Annotated in this window: 21 protein-coding genes; 15 read left to right on the top strand and 6 right to left on the bottom strand. The window is 50.6% G+C overall.

The window, feature by feature from the left end; genetic code table 11:
• Positions 1-57 precede the first annotated feature (57 nt).
• Complete coding sequence (gene rho / locus FT643_RS07315) at positions 58-1,014, top strand: transcription termination factor Rho (protein ID WP_156870739.1); 957 nt, start codon at positions 58-60, stop codon at positions 1,012-1,014.
• A gap of 21 nt (positions 1,015-1,035) precedes the next feature.
• On the opposite strand, the gene FT643_RS07320 is transcribed toward rho, so the two are convergent.
• Complete coding sequence (locus FT643_RS07320; RefSeq protein ID WP_156870740.1) at positions 1,036-1,773, bottom strand: SDR family oxidoreductase; 738 nt, start codon at positions 1,771-1,773, stop codon at positions 1,036-1,038.
• Between the two features lie 174 nt (positions 1,774-1,947).
• On the opposite strand from FT643_RS07320, the gene FT643_RS07325 reads away from it, so the two are divergent.
• From FT643_RS07325 to FT643_RS07350, 6 genes are all read left to right on the top strand, one after another.
• A complete protein-coding gene (locus FT643_RS07325; protein ID WP_156870741.1) occupies positions 1,948-2,661 on the top strand; it encodes a pseudouridine synthase in 714 nt (237 codons plus the stop codon).
• A gap of 117 nt (positions 2,662-2,778) precedes the next feature.
• Complete coding sequence (locus FT643_RS07330; protein WP_156870742.1) at positions 2,779-3,063, top strand: hypothetical protein; 285 nt, start codon at positions 2,779-2,781, stop codon at positions 3,061-3,063.
• Positions 3,063-3,503: a hypothetical protein gene (locus tag FT643_RS07335; protein WP_156870743.1), complete on the top strand. Its 441-nt coding sequence runs from the start codon at positions 3,063-3,065 to the stop codon at positions 3,501-3,503. Before FT643_RS07330 ends, FT643_RS07335 begins: the two co-directional genes overlap by 1 nt.
• Entirely contained in the window at positions 3,500-3,769 is a 270-nt protein-coding gene (locus tag FT643_RS07340; RefSeq protein WP_156870744.1) for a hypothetical protein, read from the top strand. The genes FT643_RS07335 and FT643_RS07340 overlap by 4 nt, the downstream gene beginning before the upstream one ends.
• Entirely contained in the window at positions 3,766-4,902 is a 1,137-nt protein-coding gene (locus FT643_RS07345) for an AI-2E family transporter (protein ID WP_156870745.1), read from the top strand. The genes FT643_RS07340 and FT643_RS07345 overlap by 4 nt, the downstream gene beginning before the upstream one ends.
• A gap of 120 nt (positions 4,903-5,022) precedes the next feature.
• Positions 5,023-6,042 carry an aldo/keto reductase gene (locus FT643_RS07350; protein ID WP_156870746.1) on the top strand — a complete coding sequence of 340 codons (1,020 nt, stop codon included), beginning with the start codon at positions 5,023-5,025 and terminating at the stop codon, positions 6,040-6,042.
• A gap of 1 nt (position 6,043) precedes the next feature.
• Here FT643_RS07350 and FT643_RS07355 read toward each other — a convergent pair whose 3' ends face one another.
• Positions 6,044-8,284, bottom strand: coding sequence for an arginine/lysine/ornithine decarboxylase (locus FT643_RS07355; RefSeq protein ID WP_156870747.1), 2,241 nt, complete (start codon positions 8,282-8,284; stop codon positions 6,044-6,046).
• 240 nt (positions 8,285-8,524) lie between these two features.
• Between FT643_RS07355 and FT643_RS07360 the strand changes: the two genes are divergently transcribed.
• The 4 genes from FT643_RS07360 to FT643_RS07375 all read left to right on the top strand — a co-directional run bounded on the left by FT643_RS07360 (position 8,525) and on the right by FT643_RS07375 (position 11,328).
• The gene (locus tag FT643_RS07360; protein WP_156870748.1) at positions 8,525-9,505 is read left to right on the top strand and encodes a glutathione S-transferase family protein; all 981 of its coding nucleotides are present in this window, start codon (positions 8,525-8,527) and stop codon (positions 9,503-9,505) included.
• 43 nt (positions 9,506-9,548) lie between these two features.
• Positions 9,549-9,914, top strand: a complete 366-nt coding sequence (locus FT643_RS07365) for a YidH family protein (protein ID WP_156870749.1) — start codon at positions 9,549-9,551, stop codon at positions 9,912-9,914.
• Positions 9,915-10,025: 111 nt separating this feature from the next.
• Positions 10,026-10,490, top strand: coding sequence for a DUF2721 domain-containing protein (locus FT643_RS07370; protein WP_198043390.1), 465 nt, complete (start codon positions 10,026-10,028; stop codon positions 10,488-10,490).
• 49 nt (positions 10,491-10,539) lie between these two features.
• Positions 10,540-11,328, top strand: coding sequence for a M90 family metallopeptidase (locus FT643_RS07375; protein WP_156870750.1), 789 nt, complete (start codon positions 10,540-10,542; stop codon positions 11,326-11,328).
• On the opposite strand, the gene FT643_RS07380 is transcribed toward FT643_RS07375, so the two are convergent.
• The 4 genes from FT643_RS07380 to FT643_RS07395 form a co-directional block, all read right to left on the bottom strand.
• On the bottom strand, positions 11,308-12,177 hold the full coding sequence (locus FT643_RS07380) for a mechanosensitive ion channel family protein (RefSeq protein WP_156870751.1): 870 nt from the start codon (positions 12,175-12,177) through the stop codon (positions 11,308-11,310). The two genes, FT643_RS07375 and FT643_RS07380, sit on opposite strands and share 21 nt — an antisense overlap.
• Positions 12,178-12,332: 155 nt before the next feature.
• Complete coding sequence (locus FT643_RS07385) at positions 12,333-13,370, bottom strand: outer membrane beta-barrel protein (RefSeq protein WP_156870752.1); 1,038 nt, start codon at positions 13,368-13,370, stop codon at positions 12,333-12,335.
• Between the two features lie 63 nt (positions 13,371-13,433).
• Entirely contained in the window at positions 13,434-14,174 is a 741-nt protein-coding gene (locus FT643_RS07390) for an aspartate/glutamate racemase family protein (RefSeq protein WP_317621968.1), read from the bottom strand.
• A gap of 13 nt (positions 14,175-14,187) precedes the next feature.
• Positions 14,188-15,555: an NCS1 family transporter gene (locus FT643_RS07395; protein ID WP_156870753.1), complete on the bottom strand. Its 1,368-nt coding sequence runs from the start codon at positions 15,553-15,555 to the stop codon at positions 14,188-14,190.
• A 320-nt stretch (positions 15,556-15,875) separates the two neighbouring features.
• Here FT643_RS07395 and FT643_RS07400 point away from each other — a divergent pair, with 320 nt between their 5' ends.
• From FT643_RS07400 to FT643_RS07415, 4 genes are all read left to right on the top strand, one after another.
• Positions 15,876-16,604 carry a GntR family transcriptional regulator gene (locus FT643_RS07400; RefSeq protein ID WP_156870754.1) on the top strand — a complete coding sequence of 243 codons (729 nt, stop codon included), beginning with the start codon at positions 15,876-15,878 and terminating at the stop codon, positions 16,602-16,604.
• A gap of 186 nt (positions 16,605-16,790) precedes the next feature.
• Positions 16,791-18,797 carry a carboxylesterase/lipase family protein gene (locus tag FT643_RS07405; protein WP_156870755.1) on the top strand — a complete coding sequence of 669 codons (2,007 nt, stop codon included), beginning with the start codon at positions 16,791-16,793 and terminating at the stop codon, positions 18,795-18,797.
• A 55-nt stretch (positions 18,798-18,852) separates the two neighbouring features.
• A complete protein-coding gene (locus FT643_RS07410) occupies positions 18,853-19,536 on the top strand; it encodes a metal-dependent hydrolase (protein WP_156870756.1) in 684 nt (227 codons plus the stop codon).
• A gap of 80 nt (positions 19,537-19,616) precedes the next feature.
• Positions 19,617-20,045, top strand: a complete 429-nt coding sequence (locus FT643_RS07415; RefSeq protein ID WP_198043391.1) for a GNAT family N-acetyltransferase — start codon at positions 19,617-19,619, stop codon at positions 20,043-20,045.
• Positions 20,046-20,082: the final 37 nt, after the last annotated feature.

Below are 20,082 nucleotides of genomic sequence, written 5' to 3' on the forward strand. Positions count from 1 at the left end.
TACGCTGCCGTACTCACTTCACAAATCATTTATTACCCCGAGTTGTAAGCCGACACTATGACAAGAAAAACGTTAAGTTTGAAAGTGAAAAGAAATAAAGACGCCAAAGCAGCGGCTGAGGTGGACAGCGGTGCGAATGATGCTGACCCGAAAAAACGCTTCTTAAACGGTACGGCTATTAATCCCACAGACTGCCTGTGTCTGGAAGCGGGGTCAGATGAGCTGACGGTGCGTGCGATGGATTTGATCACGCCGATTGGAAGGGGGCAGAGAGGGCTGATTGTGGCCCCGCCCGGCTCCGGCAAAACCACGATTTTAAAACACATTTGCCAGGCGGTCGGTAAAGCCTACCCGGAGATAAAACTGTATGCGTTATTAGTCGATGAGCGGCCGGAAGAAGTGACCGATGTGAAGCGCAGTGTGCCGGCGCAAGTGCATGCCTCCTCTTCGGATGAAAGTTACGAACAGCACGTTCGCGTGGCCAATAAACTCCTCGATAAGGCGATCCGGGAAGCGGGTGAAGGTCATGATGTGATGATCGTCATTGATTCTCTGACACGGCTTTCGCGGGTACACAATGCCGAGCGCAAAAGCAGTGGCCGCACCATGTCGGGGGGCGTTGATGCCAGGGCGATGGAAATTCCGAGAAAGCTGTTCGGCGCGGCCAGAAAGATTGAGAATGGCGGCTCGCTTACGATTTTGGCGACGGTGCTCGTCGATACCGGAAGTCGCATGGACCAAGTGATATTCGAGGAGTTCAAGGGCACCGGTAATATGGAAATCGTGCTTTCGCGGGAGGTGGCGAATCAACGGATTTTTCCGGCGCTGGACATTGCCAAGAGTAGTACACGTCGTGAGGAGTTGCTGCTGAGCCCGAAAGATATTCAGGGCATCAGAGCATTACGGCGGGCACTGGTGAGCCTCAAACCCATCGAGGGCGCAAGAAAACTGGTGGAGCTACTCGAAAAATACCCCACCAATGCAGCCCTGTTGCAGCAATGGGAGCAAAGTTAAAAAACCAGGCCGCGGGTTAGGCTATTTAGACGCACGGCCATGCAGCGCGATAGTGACCGCATGCAGGTCGGCGGGCATATTAATCAGCGCCCGGAACGCCTCGGTAACGGAGGTGAATTGAGACAGCGGCCGTTCACGCAAATGAATGCCTGCTTCTGCGGCTGCTTTGGCGAAGGCCATTTGTGCGGCAGGGTCTGCTTCCCAGACTTTGCCCTCTTCATACATGGCACCGGCGCGCACATTGGAAACGCGTATGCCGAGGGGTTCGAGTTCCCGGAACAGGCTCAGGCTAAAGCGCTCCAGCCCCGCTTTGGAACTTTGATAAACCGCCAGATGCGGAAAGGGAATGTCGACGGATTCGCTGCTGACATTAATGATGTATCCACCGGAATCCATCATCGGTATAACCGCGCGTGAGCACAGAATCGGGCCGACCAGGTTGGTTGTGATGGCGCTCATTATTTGTGTATCGGTGGCATCCGCGACCAGGAAGGGCTCGAATACCGCTGCGTTATTGATGAGCACATCTACTTTGGGGAATTTTTCAGCGATCTGATTAAAGGCGTTGCGTACGGAGTCGGGTGAACTGACGTCGCAGGCAATGGCCAGGGCATGTTCACCTATCTCGGCGGCAGCCGCTTCCACTTTGGCAAAGGTGCGTCCCAATAAGATGACGGAATCGCCATCGCAGGCAAAGCGGCGAGCCAGTGCGCGACCCAGGCCAACGCCTGCGCCGGTGATCACTATCGTTTTAGGCATGAATATTTACTCGGTTCTGACAATGCGATATGCGCTGTTTTGTTATTTGGGTTCGAGTATACGGAAAGATTGCCGTTTTAGGCAATACGGCGGTTGCAAGGCAAAAGGAAATACTGCAATGAATGGGATGGATCCGGTTATTTATCTTTTGTCATGTCGGAAGTGCAGGTGATCATGAAATCCAAATCCAACCGTCTCGATCGCTTTATTAATCAGAATAGTCCGTTCTCGATTTCGGATACCCGCCTTTTAATTGCACAGAAACGCATACTTGTGGACGGGTGTGCGGCGCACTCCATCCAACAGCAAATTACTGAATTCACGCAAGTCATTTTGGATGGCCATTGCCTGCAATCCAATAATCCGGTCTATCTGTTGCTGAATAAACCCAAAGGCGTGGTGAGTGCAACCAAGGATGATGATCATGTAACCGTGCTGGATTTAATTCAGCACCCGCAAAAAAACCAACTGCATCTGGCCGGACGCCTGGATTTTAATAGCACGGGGGCGGTTCTATTGACCAATGACGGTGCGTGGTCACGCAGAATAATGTCACCTGGATCAAAACTTGCAAAGACCTACGAAGTTACTTTATCTAAGCCGCTAACTGCTGAATATTGCGCGGTGTTTCAAGACGGGATCTATTTCAGCTATGAAAATATTACAACCCGGCCTGCAATTCTGGAAATAATTACCAAATACAGCGCCAGACTTACTCTGGTTGAAGGTAAATATCACCAAGTGAAAAGAATGTTTGGTTTTTTCCAGAACGAAGTGCTGACGTTGCATCGCATTGCAGTGGGTTGTATTACTTTAGCGGGTCTTGAAGCGGGAAGCAGCAGGCCGTTAACGACGGACGAAGTGAAGATAGGTAACAAACCGGCCTGATACACGCAGTGCCAGGCCGCAAGCGACCGCTTGGACATACCCAGGCGATCAACTAATCTGAGGTTAGCGTTACCCGCTATTTCCTCTCCCTGTATTAACCAATCAAGGAAGGTTCATATGGCTACTCCCGAAAAAAAACACGTAGAATTAGCTGCAAGCAAAGAGTCTGTGATGGACGCATACGATAAGCTGATGGAAGCCTCAAGTCATTTTCGAAAAGCCGCAGAAGCCGCTGGCATCGATTTGAAGCAAGATGCCGTAGACAATTTGGCAAAGGGTCGTGAAAAAGCGGGCGAACTGGGCAAACAAGCCGATACCTTAATGAAAGAAAAGCCACTGGCCACCCTCAGTGTCGCATTTGTGTTTGGATTTATCCTGTCGCAATTTTTCTCTCGTAAATAATGGATGCCCGTCAGGCGCAAGCGGCACACGCACAGTCGGTAAGCGAGCAACAGGAATTGAATGAGCAGACCAGTGACGGGCCGGAATCCTTGTCGGTGTGGATGAACCAGGCAGTCGAAACCGGTTCTAGTATGGTTGAGCTTTTTCGCCTGGAATTAAAACTCGCTTTAGGCGATGCGCAGCGGATGTTCTTTCTGTTCATACTGGCGGTGCCCTTGCTGATATTGATCTGGATTAGTTTGGCTGCATTGATTGGTTGGCTGGTGTTCGATTTCAGCCAGGTGGCGTCGTTGGGGCTGCTTACTTTCCTGTTGTTGCATGTGGCGCTATTGATGTACTTTGTGCGGCTGTGGCGGCGCTACAAGCGTAGCCTGACCCTGCCGTTATCACGGCAACATTTACAGTCCTTTTTAGCGCAAGCAGGAGCAGCGGAGAAATGACACGTGCAAGCCTGACACAAGATATAAAAGTGTTGGACCAGCGTTTAACTGTGCAAAGGACGTTGTTGCGCCAACGCAGCGTCCGTTCAATGCAAACCCTGGAGCAAGTTAATCCGTTATGGCTGGTTGGTCTTGGCCTGATCGCTGGCTTGTTATCCGGACGTTTGGGATTGCGTGGTGCATTCACTGTCGGATCGATGGGATTCAGAGCCCAGCGCGTGATGCAGACTGCCGCCTACAACTTCACCGTAAGACCCGAAGAATGACGGCAGACAAAGCGAGTGCCCCGCAGACGGAAACGACAAAAAACAACCGAGCACCTACCCTTCCCAGAATAGCCCCGCTTTATTGGTTGCTGGCGTTGGCTTTTCTATACACCCTTTATTTTGCGAAATCCTTATTGATGCCTATCGTAGTTGCGCTGATGTTTGCGCTGCTGCTGAGTCCGTTGGTGAAATTGCTTAAGCGGTTTTATATCCCGCGAACCATATCAGCCATTGTGTTGCTGGCAGCGATCGGTGGTCCCTTCACCTTATTGGGGATTGAATTGGCGGACCCCGCGCAAAAGTGGGCGTCCCGCTTTCCCGAGCTGGTACAAAAAACGACGCAGGAATTGGATTCATTAAAAAATTCAGTTACGCCGCAACCAAAACCAGCGCCGAAAGAAAAAAGTTTTTTCAGTTTTTTTAACAGTGAAGAGGAAGTGCCCGAGCCGGCGGATGACAATCCGCTGTCACAACGCCTGACCCAAGGCAGTCTCGAAATGCTGGTCTCTGCCCTTAGTGCAACACCGGTGGTTTTAGCGCAGTTCCTAACCTTTTTGATTATGGTGTTATTTCTGATGATATTCGGTCCCAATTTGTATCGTCAGGCAACCCATGTCTTGCCCCAGGTAAGTGATGAGCAGCATGCAAAAGAATTGGTAGAGCGGATTCAGCGAGAGCTTTCCCGCTACATTCTGACTGTGAGTCTGATTAACGCCGGGCTCGGCATAACCACAGCGTCGGTATTGTGGTTCTGGGGGGTGGAAGATGCGCTGCTGTGGGGAGCACTGGTGGGTTTGTTGAACTTTGCACCTTACGTAGGGCCGCTGATCAGTCTTTGTGTGCTTAGTGTGGCCGGATTGGCGCAGTACGGAATGGGGTGGCATGCGTTGTTGCCAGCGGCGATTTATTTTGGCATTAACATGTTCGAAGCCCAGATTGTCACGCCGTTGGTTCTGGGCCAGCGTATGCGCCTGAACCCGTTGATGCTGATGCTTTGGCTGATACTGTGGGGATGGATTTGGGGGGTCGTAGGTGTGCTTCTGGCGGTGCCTTTGCTCGTGTGCCTGAAGTTGGTAGCCGAACAGCTCAACCTGTTCAGACCCTGGATTGAGTTAATTGAGGCGCCTGCCTAATCCGGCATTTGAAACCAGTTTGGGAGGATTAAGCAACACTCTGAGACTATTGTGTTGTTCGGCAGCGGCGGCGGTTTGTTAAGGTAGTCACCTTTATTGAATCTCGGGAGGATGACGATCATGCGAATGCGACAACTTGGCCGTAGCGGATTATTTGTGTCTGAACTGTGCTTGGGAACAATGACCTTTGGTGGCACCGATGACATGTGGGGAAAGATTGGACAATTACGTCAACAAGACGCCGATGAGCTGGTTAAAATCGCCGTGGATAGCGGTATTAATTTTATCGACACAGCCAATGTTTATGCCGGTGGAGGCAGCGAAACCATTCTAGGCCAATCCCTCAAAAACCTGAATATTGCGCGTCAAGACGTGGTGATTGCCACCAAGGTGTTGGGGCCTATGGGTGAAAGTCCCAATGCGCGCGGCGCTTCCCGTGGCCACATCTTTAATCAAATTAAAGCCAGTCTGCAACGCTTGCAAACGGATTACGTGGATTTGTATCAGATCCACGGATTCGATGCTGCAACGCCGATCACTGAAACCCTCGAAGCGTTGGATGCGCTGGTTCGTCAGGGTTGGGTGCGTTATATCGGTTTGTCCAATTGGGCCGCCTGGCAGGTGGTTAAAGCGGTTGGCATTACCGAGGCCCGCCAGCTGGCACCGATTCTATCCTTGCAAGCCTATTACACCGTAGCCGGGCGGGACCTGGAGCGCGAAGTGATTCCGATGTTGCAATCAGAAGAAATCGGCCTGATGGTCTGGAGTCCGCTGGCTGGCGGTTTTCTTTCAGGTAAATACGACCGTGACGGGCGTAACGCAGAAGGACGTCGGGTAGAATTTGATTTTCCGCCCCTGGACAAAGATCGCGCCTATGATGTTATCGAGGTAATGCGGGGTATGGCGGACGAACGGCAATGCAGCGTAGCTCAAATAGCGTTGTCTTGGCTATTGCACCAGAAGGCGGTTAGCAGCGTCATTGTCGGCGCAAAACAGGTTCAACAGTTGCAAGATAATATTGCGGCCACTTCAATTACGTTAACCAGCCAGGAGCTAGCCCGGCTGGACGACGTTAGCCGGTTACCGGCAGAATACCCCGGCTGGATGCTGGAGCGACAGGGTGAGTATCGCAATCAATAGATCAGTTTTTCACACAGTCTACAAAATAGTGTTTAACACCGTTGATCTCTTCCGATACAAAGCCATGGACTTCAGATTCGAATCCGGGATATAGCAAATTAAACTCCCTGGCGAATTTTAGATAACGCACGATAACGCGGTTAAAACGTTCCCCGGGAATGAGTAAAGGAATACCCGGCGGATAGGGCGTCACCAGCATGGCGGTTATGCGTCCTTCCAGTTCATCGATGGGGACTCTTTCAATTTCGCGATGGGCCATGCGTGTAAAGGCATCGGCCGGTTTCATCGCGGGCTCCAGTTGGGATGTATACATCTCGGTTGTCAGGCGGGCCACGTCGTGGGATTTGTAAACGTCGTGAATTTGCTGACACAGGTCGCGAATGCCAATGCGCTCGTACATGGTATGTTTGGCGACAAAATCGGGCATAATTCGCCACAGTGGCGCGTTGGTATCATAGGCGTCTTTGAATTGCTGCAATTCGGTGAGCAGCGTATTCCAGCGTCCCTTGGTAATGCCGATGGTGAACATGATGAAAAAGGAATAGAGTCCGGTTTTTTCAACAATAATACCGTGCTCGGCAAGATACTTGGTCAGTACACCAGCGGGTATGCCGGATTCATCGAAATCACCTTCAAGCGTTAACCCCGGTGTGATTACAGTGGCTTTAATGGGATCAAGCATATTGAAACCGGGGGCGAGTTTGCCGAAACCGTGCCAGTTGTCGTCTGCACGAATAATCCAATCCTCCCGTTCCGGCATGCCTTCTTCGGCAATATAATCCGGCCCCCAGACTTTAAACCACCAATCGCCCTTGAGCTGTACTTCCAGATCGCGCATTGCCCTGCGAAAATCCACTGCTTCTGCCAGCGATTCAGCGACCAGGGCAGACCCGCCCGGGGGTTCCATCATGGCAGCCGCCACATCGCAAGATGCGATAATAGCGTATTGCGGGCTGGTGGATGTGTGCATCAAATAGGATTCGTTAAAACACTGCAAATCCAGTTTTCGTTGCTCAGGCTCATGCACTAGAATTTGCGATGCCTGAGACAGTCCGGCGAGTAATTTGTGGGTCGATTGCGTAGAGAAAAGCATGGATTGCTGGCAGCGCGGGCGGTCTTCACCGATGGCATGGTAGTCGCCATAGAAATCGTGGAATGTAGCGTGCGGCAGCCAGGCTTCATCGAAGTGCAACGTATCAATTTTACCATCCAGCATGGATTTGATTTCTTCTACGTTATACAGCACACCATCGTAGGTGCTTTGGGTAAGGGTCAACACGCGTGGCGGGTATTTCGATTTTTTGGCAAACGGATTCGCTGCTATTTTCTTTTGAATATTTTCCCATTCGAATTCCGATTTTGGAATCGGTCCAATAATACCGAAATGGTTTCTGGTCGGCGTCAGAAACACCGGAATTGCACCGGTCATAATGATGGCGTGGAGAATCGATTTATGACAATTGCGATCCACGACAACAATATCGTCAGGCGCTACGGTAGAGTGCCAGACTATTTTGTTGGAGGTTGAGGTGCCGTTGGTCACAAAGAATAAATGATCGGCATGAAAAATTCTGGCAGCATTGCGCTCGCTGGCGGCGACGGGGCCGGTGTGGTCCAGTAATTGGCCTAATTCATCAACCGAGTTGCAGACGTCGGAGCGCAGCATATTCTCACCAAAAAATTGATGGAACATGCGCCCAACCGGGCTTTTGAGAAAGGCAACGCCACCGGAATGGCCGGGGCAATGCCAGGAATACGAGCCATCGGCTGCATACTCCGTTAGGGCGCGGAAAAAAGGTGGAGGTAATGCTTCCAGGTAGCCTTTGGCCTCACGTACCACGAGGCGGGCGATGAACGCCGGCGTGTCCTCGAACATGTGAATGAATCCGTGCAGTTCGCGCAGGATGTCGTTTGGCAGATGTCGTGCTGTGCGAGTTTCTCCGTAGAGGAAAATAGGGATATATTGGTTGCGGGCACGCACACCGCTGACGAAAACGCGTAATGCCGTGATTGTTTCCGTTGAGCGATCGTCTACAAACTCTTTATCATCGACTGAAATTATAAAAGCCGAGGCACGGCTTTGTTGTTGTACAAAAGCAGTAAGATCCGGATAGCTTGTAACGCCAACGACCTCCATGCCTTCCTTTTGAATCGCCTCTGCCATGGCGCGAATATCATCGCCGCTGGTATTTTCGTTGCGGTAATCTTCGTCAAGTATAAAGATAGGGAAATGAAAATGCATCGGTACTCCCGTGATCGTCGTTAATGGGTGTGTCAGGTGAGGCCTGCTTCTGCCCTGGATTATAGTCTTATCCGCTGGCCACGCACAGGGTGAGTTATTGCACGCTGCCGCAAAGAAATAATAGCGTTTCCCCATTACATCCTGGGTTCAGCTTAACCTGAACCCAGGATGTATCCGGCAGCAATAAAATCAGAGGCTGTTACAATAGCGGCTTCGATACGGATACAGCAGGAGGTCAGTATGGGGTTATTGGTGGATGGCAAGTGGCAGAATAAAGGATACAATACCGAGGATTCCGGTGGTAAGTTTGAACGTGAAGCGTCCAAGTTACGAGGCTGGATTACGCCAGATGGGTCCGCCGGGCCAGGCGGCGAAACCGGTTTCAAAGCCGAATCAGGCCGTTATCATCTCTATGTGTCGTTAGCTTGTCCGTGGGCTCATCGCACACTTATTTTTCGTCAATTAAAGCAACTTGAAAAGCATATTGATGTGTCCGTTGTCAGCCCAGAGATGCTGGAACAGGGCTGGCGCTTTAACACCGCCACCGGCAGCACGGGTGATCGATTGCATCAATATGATTTTATGCATCAGATTTACACTCATTCTAAAGCGGATTACAGCGGCAGGGTGACGGTGCCGGTTTTGTGGGATACTGAAAGCGGTTGCATTGTTAATAACGAATCTTCTGAAATAATTCGCATGATGAACGGTGCTTTTAACGAAATAACCGGCAATAAAGATGACTATTACCCGGAATCGCTACGATCGGAGATCGATGAAATTAATGAGCTTGTCTACAACAACATTAACAACGGTGTTTATCGTTGTGGGTTCGCCACTCGACAGGCCGCCTACGAAGAAGCCTATGATGATTTGTTTGCCGCTCTGGATGTAGTGGAATCCCGTCTTGAAAAGCATCGTTATCTTGTGGGAAACGAGATTACAGAGGCGGATTGGCGGTTGTTTACCACGTTAGTCCGTTTTGATCCGGTTTATCACGGTCACTTCAAATGTAACCGGCAGAAGCTGGAGGAGTTTGCACAGCTTCCGAACTATTTGCGGGATCTTTATCAAAAGCCCGGAGTAGCCGGTACGGTCAATGTCGCGCATATCCAGAGGCATTATTATTTCAGTCATACTACCATTAACCCTAACCAGATCGTTCCCAAGGGGCCGGCGTTTGATTACACAGGTTGCCATGATCGGGATCGTTTCCACTAGCTATCTGCTGAAGCAAACAGCCCATACATTATGGATGTAACGGATGACCGATAAAGACCCCAGAATACTGTTTGCGGCAGAGCGCACATTACTGGCATGGAACCGCACCAGCATCGCGTTAATCGCATTTGGATTTGTGGTCGAGCGCTCGGGGTTAATGATGAGCCTGCTGATACCGAATAGCACCGAAACCGTGTCTCAGTGGTTAACCTTTCTTGTAGGGATCGGGTTTGTGTTAATCGGATCAACCTCCGCGATCTATTCCTCGCTCCAGTATGCAACGGTATTAAAAAATCTAAAACCTTCGGATTTTCCGGATGGCTACGCCACCCGGTGGGGTATTTTCATTAATATTGCGGTGGCCGGAGTGGGTTTGTTGCTCGTAATGGCATTGTATTTAGGCCACTAGCGGATGAACCAATTGTTGAGTGCAGTGCCTGCACGGACTCGAAACAATGATTAAAGTGGTTAAACAGGCTTCTGCTAAAACCCAAGCGGATTCAAGATAGGAAAATGAATAGTGGAATCTCTCTCTCACCTGTCCGAACTATCCCATCTGATTCAATTGGCAGTCGCGCCGGTGTTTTTGCTAGCGGGTGTGGCCGGTTTTCTGAATGTGATTACCGGACGTTTGGGCAGAATTGTTGATCGTCATCGGGTAGTACAGCGGCGTTCACTGAGTATTAAAGACCCGGAAATCCTTGCACTGAACGATCGTGAATTGCAGGTCCTGCTACGGCGTATCCGCCTGAATAACTGGTCGATAGGATTTTGTACCTTATCCGGTTTGCTTATTTGTGTGGTGGTAGTGACGCTGTTTGCCGGTAGCTATTGGAGCATTGCGGTGGTGGGGGGAATCGTCATTTTATTTGTGCTTGCCATGCTCAGTCTGATTGTGGCTCTTTTGCTGTTTATCCGTGAAACCCATTTGGCAACGCAAACCCTAAGGGTCGCCACCGAGCATCTGGATGCAGAAGGGCGCTGAACCCCCTGCATCGTCGTTTTTGTTTTATTCAATATGGCGTCGAAAATGAATGTTTAAACGATTTCGTGACTGGCGAGAAAATCGGCTAGTTCGTAAGATGGGCTTTACCACGGAGCAGTGGGAAGCAGCTGTTGCTGATTGGCCGGTAATGGAGCGATATCAGGGTGAAGAGCGCACTGCACTGCGTGAGCTGACGTTTCGCTTTCTGGCAAGAAAAGATTTTGCTTCCGGTAGTGGTTTTCAATACACCGATGCCATGTGTCTTAAACTCGGTACGATGGCCTGTGTTCCAATTTTGAAACTTGGCCTGGATTGGTACGACCATTGGTACACGGTCATTATTTATGAAGGGGACTTCGTTCCGAATCGTTCGTACCGCAGTGAAGACGGTGTCGTGCATGAACGCAGCCCGGGTTTGAGTGGCGAAGCCTGGCTAAGAGGGCCGGTTATCCTATCCTGGCAATCGGTTTGCGAAAGTGGCGCCCAGGTGCGGCATGGCAAGGCAAGTAACGTCGTCATTCACGAGTTGGCACATAAGCTGGACATGCTGCGAGACGGTGCCAATGGTGCTCCCCCAATGCATCCGGATATGCCGCCAGGGGAATGGCATGATATTTTTTCGTCTGCGTGGGACCGCCTGCAGGCGGACTGGCAACATAACCAGTCGTTGCCCATTGATGCGTACGGGTTAACCAGTCCGGCAGAATTTTTTGCTGTGTGCAGTGAAACCTTTTTTGAAGCACCGGAGGTGATGAAGAACCAAATGCCCAAGGTATACCAGTTGTTATGCCAATTTTATCGGCAACAACCTGTGCCCTTAGCTACGCCCGGCCTCTGAATCCCGATGGTTGTTACCCAGTAAACGCACTTCCTGTTGTGGGAACGGGATCGAGATAGCGTTATCTTTCAGCGCCGCCAAAATGGCGTTATTGATTTTGTAGCGACTATCGTAATATTCCTGTGTAGGTATCCAGACTCTGATGCCGATATTAATACTGCTGTCACCGAACGATTCTATTCCTATTTTAGGTGTTTTCGATTCGTCGTAACCGCCGATCTGCTTTATTTGCTTTTCAATCACAGAAATCGCTGTGTCCGGATCTTCGTGATAGGCAATCCCAATACTCAGTTCCGCAAGTGTATTGGTAAATGAGTTGTGAATGATTTCCCCGACAATATGCCGGTTAGGGATGGTGATGCGCACGCCGTCTTCATTAATGAGCACGGTGGTTGCGAGATTGACTTCATATACTTGTCCGGTGACCCCCTCGACGCTGATGGTGTCGCCGACGACAAACGGGCGGGTGAGAATAATATTAAACCCCGCACCGTAGTTCGATAGCAAACCTTGCACAGCCAAGCCCGCGCCTAATGAAAGGGCACCGATGGCCGCAATAAGCGGCGTGACGCTAATGCCTAATTTACCGAGCACAATTGTGCCGACGATAACGACAATGGAGAGACGCACTGTTGACGCAATAAAGCGGGATAAGGTGACATCAATTCCTTTGCGTTCGCAAAGGCGTAATACCGTGTTCCCGATCTTTCTGGCAACCACTAAGCCGATAATCAGGATGATGATTGCGCCCAGAATCTGGAAGCTGTACTTCACGAAAAATTCAACCAGCATATCGTAGATTGCTGCCGCCCGCTCAAGCTCCTGGTTCAGGTTCTGGTTAACGTCCATAGGTGATTCCCGGTCATCTGGTTGTGGTTGGTTTGTCGAATTACTCAATTGCAAGTGGCTAAGGTAAAGCGGGCAAAAATGCAACGGTAGAAGAACGATACCAGATTTACGTATTATTTAAAGCTAGACAGAGTTATACCCGCCTATACATCCCGCTAAAAACGCAAAGTTGTTCCCAACTCAAATAAAAATCCGTCGTACACGCCAGCTATTTCATTGTCGCCATCCTGCCAACGAAAATCGGCGCGGAAGTCCCACTCGACGGCCCCATCTAATATCTGATAACGCGGAGTCAGCGTTAACTCGGAAGAGTCTGAAACGGTCTGTCCTTCTCTGTCTTCATACTCCGCCTGGGAGTAACGCAGTCCCAGTTTCCAGTGTTCATTGAAGCTGTATTTGGCAAACAACATCGCGGCCTCGCCGTCCCAGGCTGTGGCGGCGGGGGATAGCACTTGGTTCATATCAGCAAGCAGGTTGTATTCGGCGGCGAGCACCAGTGCCCCCAAGCTATACTGGCCCCACACGTTGATCATCGAACGATCTTGCGGGGGATGATCTGGGATGCCATCGAGATTGTCGTCGGCGTTGTACTTTTCCAGCGCGATGGTCAACCTCGAAACAAAGGCCTCTGTGGTGACACCGAATTGTATTTCAGCGCTGGGATCCGTGAAATCGTTATCCGCCGACCAGGCACCGTCCACTACGGCCCCATAAACATTGAAAATGCCACTTCGATAGTAGCCGGCCACGCCATTTTGTAAGTAAGCAAAAATGCCTCCAAAAGCGGTGGTCCGGGTAAAACGATCCCAGGCTTCAGCGCCTTCGTAGCCCGACGGGCTAATGAATTTCCCGACTTTAAAGCCGACGCCCTCAGCAAAATTGCGTCCGATGAAGGCGGCCTCTGCACGAAATTGGTTGTCGGTTTGATCGCTGGTTCTGGCTTCCAGTTCCACGTGCGCAAACAGTCCCGAATCCGTGTGAATATAGTCAAAATCCAATTGGAATTCGTTGCTTGAAAACGTTTGTTGGTGCTGACTGCCTTCCTCCGTCGGGTCTACAAATCGATAGCCCCCATCAAATTGGCCGATGACAGCGAACCCCGGCCCCAATTCGATACTACCTTGGCTGCTTACCGGCAGTAATAAAGCCGAAGCTGCAATCGAAGCGGATAAGATTGTTGTTGACTTGGTCATTTTTCTACTCCCGTCAGGTTACAGCGGGCATCCGCACGGATGCCCCTGAAAAATTGCGTTCAGCTATCGGCGTGGTGGTGAAAAATGGGCGAATTTGCCCCGATAATGTTTGGCGCTGGGATAGTCCAAGTCGCCGGCTTTGCTGGTGTTCAAACCCAACCCCACGAGTGCCTCAGCCAATTTTACTGCCGCCACTACGCCATCAATGACTGGCAAACCCAGCTGCTGCTGCAGCTCATCGACAAGGTGAGCCATCCCGCCGCAGCCCAAAACGATGGCGCCTATATCATCTTCATCCCGTGCCTGTTGGCACTCAGCAAGAATCGACCGGAACACTGCATCCGTATTCGTTTCAAGCTCCAATACCTCGATCCCTGTGGCGCGAATCCGGGCGCAGTGATGCTCCATTCCATAGTTGCGCACCAAGTGACGCGAAATAATTTTGGTGCGATCCAGAGTGGTAACGATGGAGAAGCGGGTGGCAATCATACTGGCTACGTGCATAGCGGCTTCGGCGATGCCCAGTACCGGTGCGCGCGCAATTTCACGCGCAGCGAGCAATCCCGGATCGCCGAAACAGGCTATAACGTAGGCGTCCATGCCCGCGTGTTCACCAGCCATAACCTGTTCCAGTAGCGCTACCGAACAAACAGCCTCATCAAAATGGCTTTCGATTGATGCCGGTCCATCGCTGGGGTTGGTGGCAATAATTTGGGTACCAGGCGAAGCTACTGAACGTGCTGCAGCCGCGATGGTGTCGGTCATACTGTTTGAGGTGTTAGGGTTGATCACATTGATGCGCACGATTCAGTTCCCCTTATTGCATAAAGCGAGCGCAGGCAGGCCAATGGCGCATCAAAAAATAGTAGATTAATCCCGTGGGAACCAAGCTGGCGTACCAGGAAACGGCTGAAAAGATGAGTGCCACAATAACGCCGCCCGTAAGGGCAGCGACCGCGGCAGGGTTAATTCCCCGGTAGGGCCCTTGCTCATCGTAGAGCTGCGATAAGGTGAGACGTCTGTTGCGCAGGATGTAGTAATCCACAGCCATGATGGCAAATATGGGCCCAAGAAAAGCCGAATACACCTGCACGAATAACTGTAAGCCATGGGCCGATTCATCCCTCGCCAATAGCCAGGGGAAGGTCAAAAATGCGGCCAGCCCGACAACGATTGCGGCCAGCTTGAAAGGGATTTTGAACACATCCATTAATACATAGGTGGGTGGAATCACATTGTTCAATACATTCGTCGTCACCTGCGCAAAGGCAATAAACACCAGGGTGATGACCATCAACGGTGTGTTATCCACTGCACTGGCAAATACCTTTATGGGATCGGTGACCCCGGTGGCACCGGATACCATCAATCCAATCAGGCCCATAAAAAGGGTTACCGGTAATATGGACATGGAATAAATTGTTACCATCAAACCGGGGCTACTGCCTTCGGTATGTTCGCGGGAATAATCGCTGACATTGAGAATCATGGTGCTGTATATACCAAGGAACAGCATGGTCGCGCCCCAGAAAGGTAGCCCCCAGGTGCCCTCAACATTCACCAGGTTCGCCGTTATTTCGTCACCGTATCGGTCAATGACACTGAAAAACATATAGAGTAGGGCGCAGATGATGAAAACAACGCCTACGTTTTCCAACCATTTGATGCCTTTAAACCCCAGCACCGACAATGCGATCTGGAGCAATTGAAAGACGATAAAAAACAATACCGGGTTGTCGTAGCCAAAGAGGGTGGCCGCAACGGCATTCAGCGCACCGGCGCCGATCCAGCTCTGAAAGCCATACCAGACAAGGGCCGGAACCGCCCTCACCAAGCCGGGAATTCGTGTTCCGCCAAACCCAAAACAACTGCGCGCCTGAACCATGAAAGGAATGCCGTATTTGTATCCTGCGGCACCGTTAATGGCCAAGGCAATCCCGATAAAAAGGCAACCGATAGCGATTGCCAGTACGGCTTGCAACAGGTTCAGAGTGCCGACTATGCTGGACCCCATGGTGAAGGTGCCAATCGATACGCAGCCACCCATCCAGGCAAAAAGGTAGGATACTCTTCCCATAATCCGGGTCTTTTGAGGTAACAGGTTTTCATCTCCAGCGGCACGAGCGGAGCGGTCTTGAGTTTCAGGCGGGTCATTATTGAGTACGTTATCGACGGTAGTTTGCATGGCATTACCTTTGAGTGCGTTCACGTAGTGGTGGTCAGGGTTTGCTGGCCGTTACGAAAGTAGCGCAGCAAACTGTATACGGTTATGGATATAAATTTGTATACAGTCGCGTATGCGCAGATCGTGCCAAACTGCCGCCTTCTTAAGAGATCAATTATTTTTAAATAATTTCAGAGGGTTATTGTGTTTAGCGTGTCGTTGTTTGGCGCGGAAAGAGATTCAGCGCAAGAATTGGGGTCGTATTTTGGTGCGATGTTCGCGATGACGAGTCATAATACAGCGAACCCGTGTACAAGACTGTATACAATTATGAGGAAACAATGCCTTCTATTACTTTGGCGCTCTATACCCAGGCGAATAACTCCAATGCACCGGATTCCCGTGACGATCAGATCTATAAGGAAATCCTTCAAGCCATTATCGACCGCCGCCTGAAGCCCGCAACCCGGCTACCCGAAGATTCCTTGGCTGACGCGTTTCAGGTCAGTCGCACGGTTATTCGCAAAGCGTTGCAACGGTTGGCCTTGCAGCGCATGGTGAGCATCAAACCAAAACGTGGAGCCAGCGTTGCCAGTCCCTCCATTAAAGAAGCTCGCGATGTGTTCGTAGCGCGGCGGGTCATCGAATCTGGATTGCTTGACCAAGTTGTGCAACAGGTCGATGAGGAAGGCTTTCTGCAGTTACGGCAACTGGCTGAGCGCGAGATAAAAGCCCGTGCTGATAACCATCGCCAGGAAGAAATTCAACTATCAGCGCGCTTCCATGTGCAACTGGCAATGGCAACCGATAATATTATTTTGAGTGAACAGGTCGCGCAATTGACCTCCATCACGTCACTGATTATCGCGCTCTACGGTTCCGACGAAAGCACCGGCTGTACCTGTGGTGCACACACCGAATTACTCGACCTTTTGGAAAGCGAGCGCCTGGGTGAAGCCAAGTCCTGGATGGAAAACCATCTTGAACGCATTTACCAGAGTTTGAATATAGAAGAAAAGAATAATCCGGAAGTGGATTTTCAAAGCCTGTTTAAACGAAAAGACGACTAGGATCGTTTTGCCAATCCGACAGGGTGCACTGATAAGCTGTTAAAAAGGACAATCACTGAGGAAGATGTGTCCGTATTGCTCTCCTCGTTTTGCGGTTAATCTCCCCGCTGGGTATTCATCAGAACACGCAATAAGCGTCACGGTTTTATCGTCCCTTGGAAGACTCAACAATAATAAGGACATCTGATGAAAACACGCCCAACGAAAAAGCAACTTCGCCGCTCAGCCATTATCTCTCTCGCCGTCTCTCCCATACTCTTACCCTTAGCCAGTTGTGGCGGAGACAAACAATTAACCGGAACCTTTATTGATAGCGCGGTATCCGGTCTGAATTTTGAAGGTACCACCACGGAGGCCGGCGTCACGGACAGCGGAGGGGAGTTCAACTATTTGAAAGGTGAAACCATCACCTTCTCGATCGGCGATCTGGAGTTAGGGTCGGCTGAAGGCGCAGAATTAATGACGCCCTTAACGATTACCGAGGATGCGACAGCGGCTACCGATTCGGCGGTGAATAACAAACTTATTTTATTGCAAAGTATCGATGCCGATGGTGATCTCAATAACGGAATTCAGATTACAGAGATGATTCGGACAGCGGTTTCTGATAGTGCCGCAGCAATCAATTTTGACCAACCGGCGGAGGCATTCGGGAGCAGCCTGGAACCATTATTAGCTACGCTGGAAAGTAACAGTGCTTTTTCTGATACTGATCCGCGCGCGCGCGTTGTCCGCGATGCACCCGATGCAGTGGCGCATTTTTTACGTTCCTCTGGTGAGCGCATCGTAGTCGCCACTAACGCAGGGGATGTGCGTGGTTTTGCAGCCAACGAATCAACCTGGCAATTTCTGGGTATTCCCTATGCCAAACCACCACTGGGGGATTTACGCTGGCGTCCACCGGTACAACCTGATCCTTGGGTAGGGGTGCGTGATGCAGTGGCGTGGGCAGATCAATCTGCACAAAATCCGACGCTGGAAGCAGTGAACGAAGGCGGTATGAGTGAAGACTCGCTTTATTTGAATGTCACCGCGCCAAAAGAGGCCGAAAATTTACCCGTCATGGTCTGGTTTCATGGAGGTTCCTTTGCCATTTTGTCGGCCAATTCCAAGCAATACAATAATCCAGACAGCCTGACCACCAAGGGGGTGGTGCTGGTAACCGTTAATCATCGACTGGGGCCGTTCGGTTATATTGCTCATCCATTATTATCGGAAGAGAGTGGTTACGGTGGTTCCGGTAATTATGGACAGATGGATTTGGTGATGGCATTGCAGTGGGTGCAGCAGAACATCGCCGCCTTCGGAGGCAATCCAGGTAACGTGACTTTGTTTGGGCAATCCGGCGGCGGTGGAAAAACGTATTCATTAATGAATTCACCCCAGGCAACGGGTTTGTTTCACAAAGCGATCGTGCAGAGCGGCTTCGCACCGTTGGATACCACCAGCGGGCCAGAAGATAGTTTGGCGGGGTCTGAGGCAATTGGGTCGGCGTTATTTGAACGTGCCGGCGTAACCACGTTGGAAGAAGCTCGTGCTTTACCGTGGACCGCATTGGTTCAGGCTGATCTGGAAAATGATATACCGCGTCAAACCTATGTGCCCAATGCCGATTTCTATTACCAGCCAAAAACCTATTATCAGAATGTAATGGACGGTATGCCCAGTGATGTGCCGCTCATGAGTGGGGCCACTGCCGGCGACTACGACACATTGCGCGCCGCTCTTCCTGTATGGCTGACCCAGAGATCGCCCACCTATCAGTCAAACCAATATGTTTATAAATTCAGTTGGGTGCCGGATGGATGGGGTGCAATGGGACTGGCGAGTTGTCATGGTTGTGAATTGCCTTATGTATTCAATTATCCTGCGGGGCTGGTGCAAAACTATGTGTTGGGGCTGGTGTTAACCCCGGAAGGTGAAAAACCGGAGATTGGTGATTTGAATGGTAATGGGGTAACCGGTACAGAGGGAGACGCAGCGGATGTTTTTGCTTCAATGCAATACGGAGCAAAAGATGCTGCAGTAACTGAATTGACGATGACGATGTGGAGTAATTTTGCTAAAACAGGGAATCCGGCAACCGACGATGTGATGTGGCCGCTTTATACCAATGATAACGATACCTTTGTGGAAATCGGGCCGGAAACCGGCGTTTCGGTGAAGACAGGTTTGAAAGCCGCTTTAGAGTAAGGCGGAGAGTACGTACAATAGCCGCCGCAACGCATTTATTTTGTACGGGGATACAATGGCAAATTTCAACACGCACCTGGTAGTCGGCACTGTGGTCACCGGTATGGGTGCCAGCCTTTGTTATGCCGCTGAGCTCAGCAGTTTGCCGCTGAGCTTGAGTTTGTGGATGCTGGGTGTTTGGGGAAGTTTGCTGCCGGATGTGGATTCCGATAACGCCACCGTTCTAAAACTGCTTTTTAACGGGTTGGCGCTAGTGGCAATGGCGTTCGCGCTCTTCTGGTTAGCGTCCCGGTTGAGTTTTGCCCAGTTGTGGATTGTACTGGCTGCTGTTTTCGTATTGGTACGTTTTCCGTTGATGGGATTATTTAAAAAATATTCCCGTCATCGCGGTGTTTTTCACTCGTTGCTGGCGGTCTTTTTTGTCGGTGCACTCAGTGCCTGCTTTGGCCATCGGGTGTTGCAGCAATCGGCATTGGTGTGTTGGTTGGCGGCAGCATTCGTGGCGGGTGGCTATCTGATTCATTTAATATTGGACGAATGTTATAGCGTCGATTTGTCCAATGTCAGAATTAAACGTTCCTTTGGTACTGCGTTGAAGCCATTTTCGATGCAATACTACGGCCGGTCATTGGTGATGGGGCTGACGGCAGCCTGGTTGTTCTGGCTTGGTCCTCCCATGCAAAAGCCCTGGTTATCCATTGCGGGGTCAATCAGCGCTTATGTCCGTGCAGTTCTGTAAGGCATTACTCTTCTAAATTGCCTTTTCTTATCTTTTCTTTATTCTTTACGCCTTGATATTTTCAGCGGGCGGGGGAATTTGTGGATATAGAGTGGCGTTACACAGCCGACGCGGTGGACTGGCGGGAGCTGGCAGAGCTTTACCGGATCGCGCCGTTGGGAAAAAAGCTACCTGAACGACTTGAGATAGCGTTTACCAACAGCCTGTTTAAATGTTTTTTATTCGATAACCGGAAATTAGTGGGTGCTGGCCGTGCTCTGGCTGACGGCGTTGATTGCTCCTACCTTTGCGATGTGGCAGTGCATCCGGATTATCAAGATTCAGGGATGGGAGCGTCCATTGTGAACAAACTGGTTGAGCTTTCCCGAGGACACAGCAAAATTCTGCTTTATACCGATCCCGATACCGAGGAATTTTATAATTCGCTGGGTTTTAAGCGGATGAATGCCGCCATGGGCATCTTTGTCAGTGAGGATAAAGCGATTGCGGAAGGCATTCTTGATAAGTAATCGTATCAGGGCATGTGAGGTGTTTACACAAGAGCAC

The sequence above is a fragment of the Ketobacter sp. MCCC 1A13808 genome (genome assembly GCF_009746715.1).
GTDB lineage: Bacteria > Pseudomonadota > Gammaproteobacteria > Pseudomonadales > Ketobacteraceae > Ketobacter.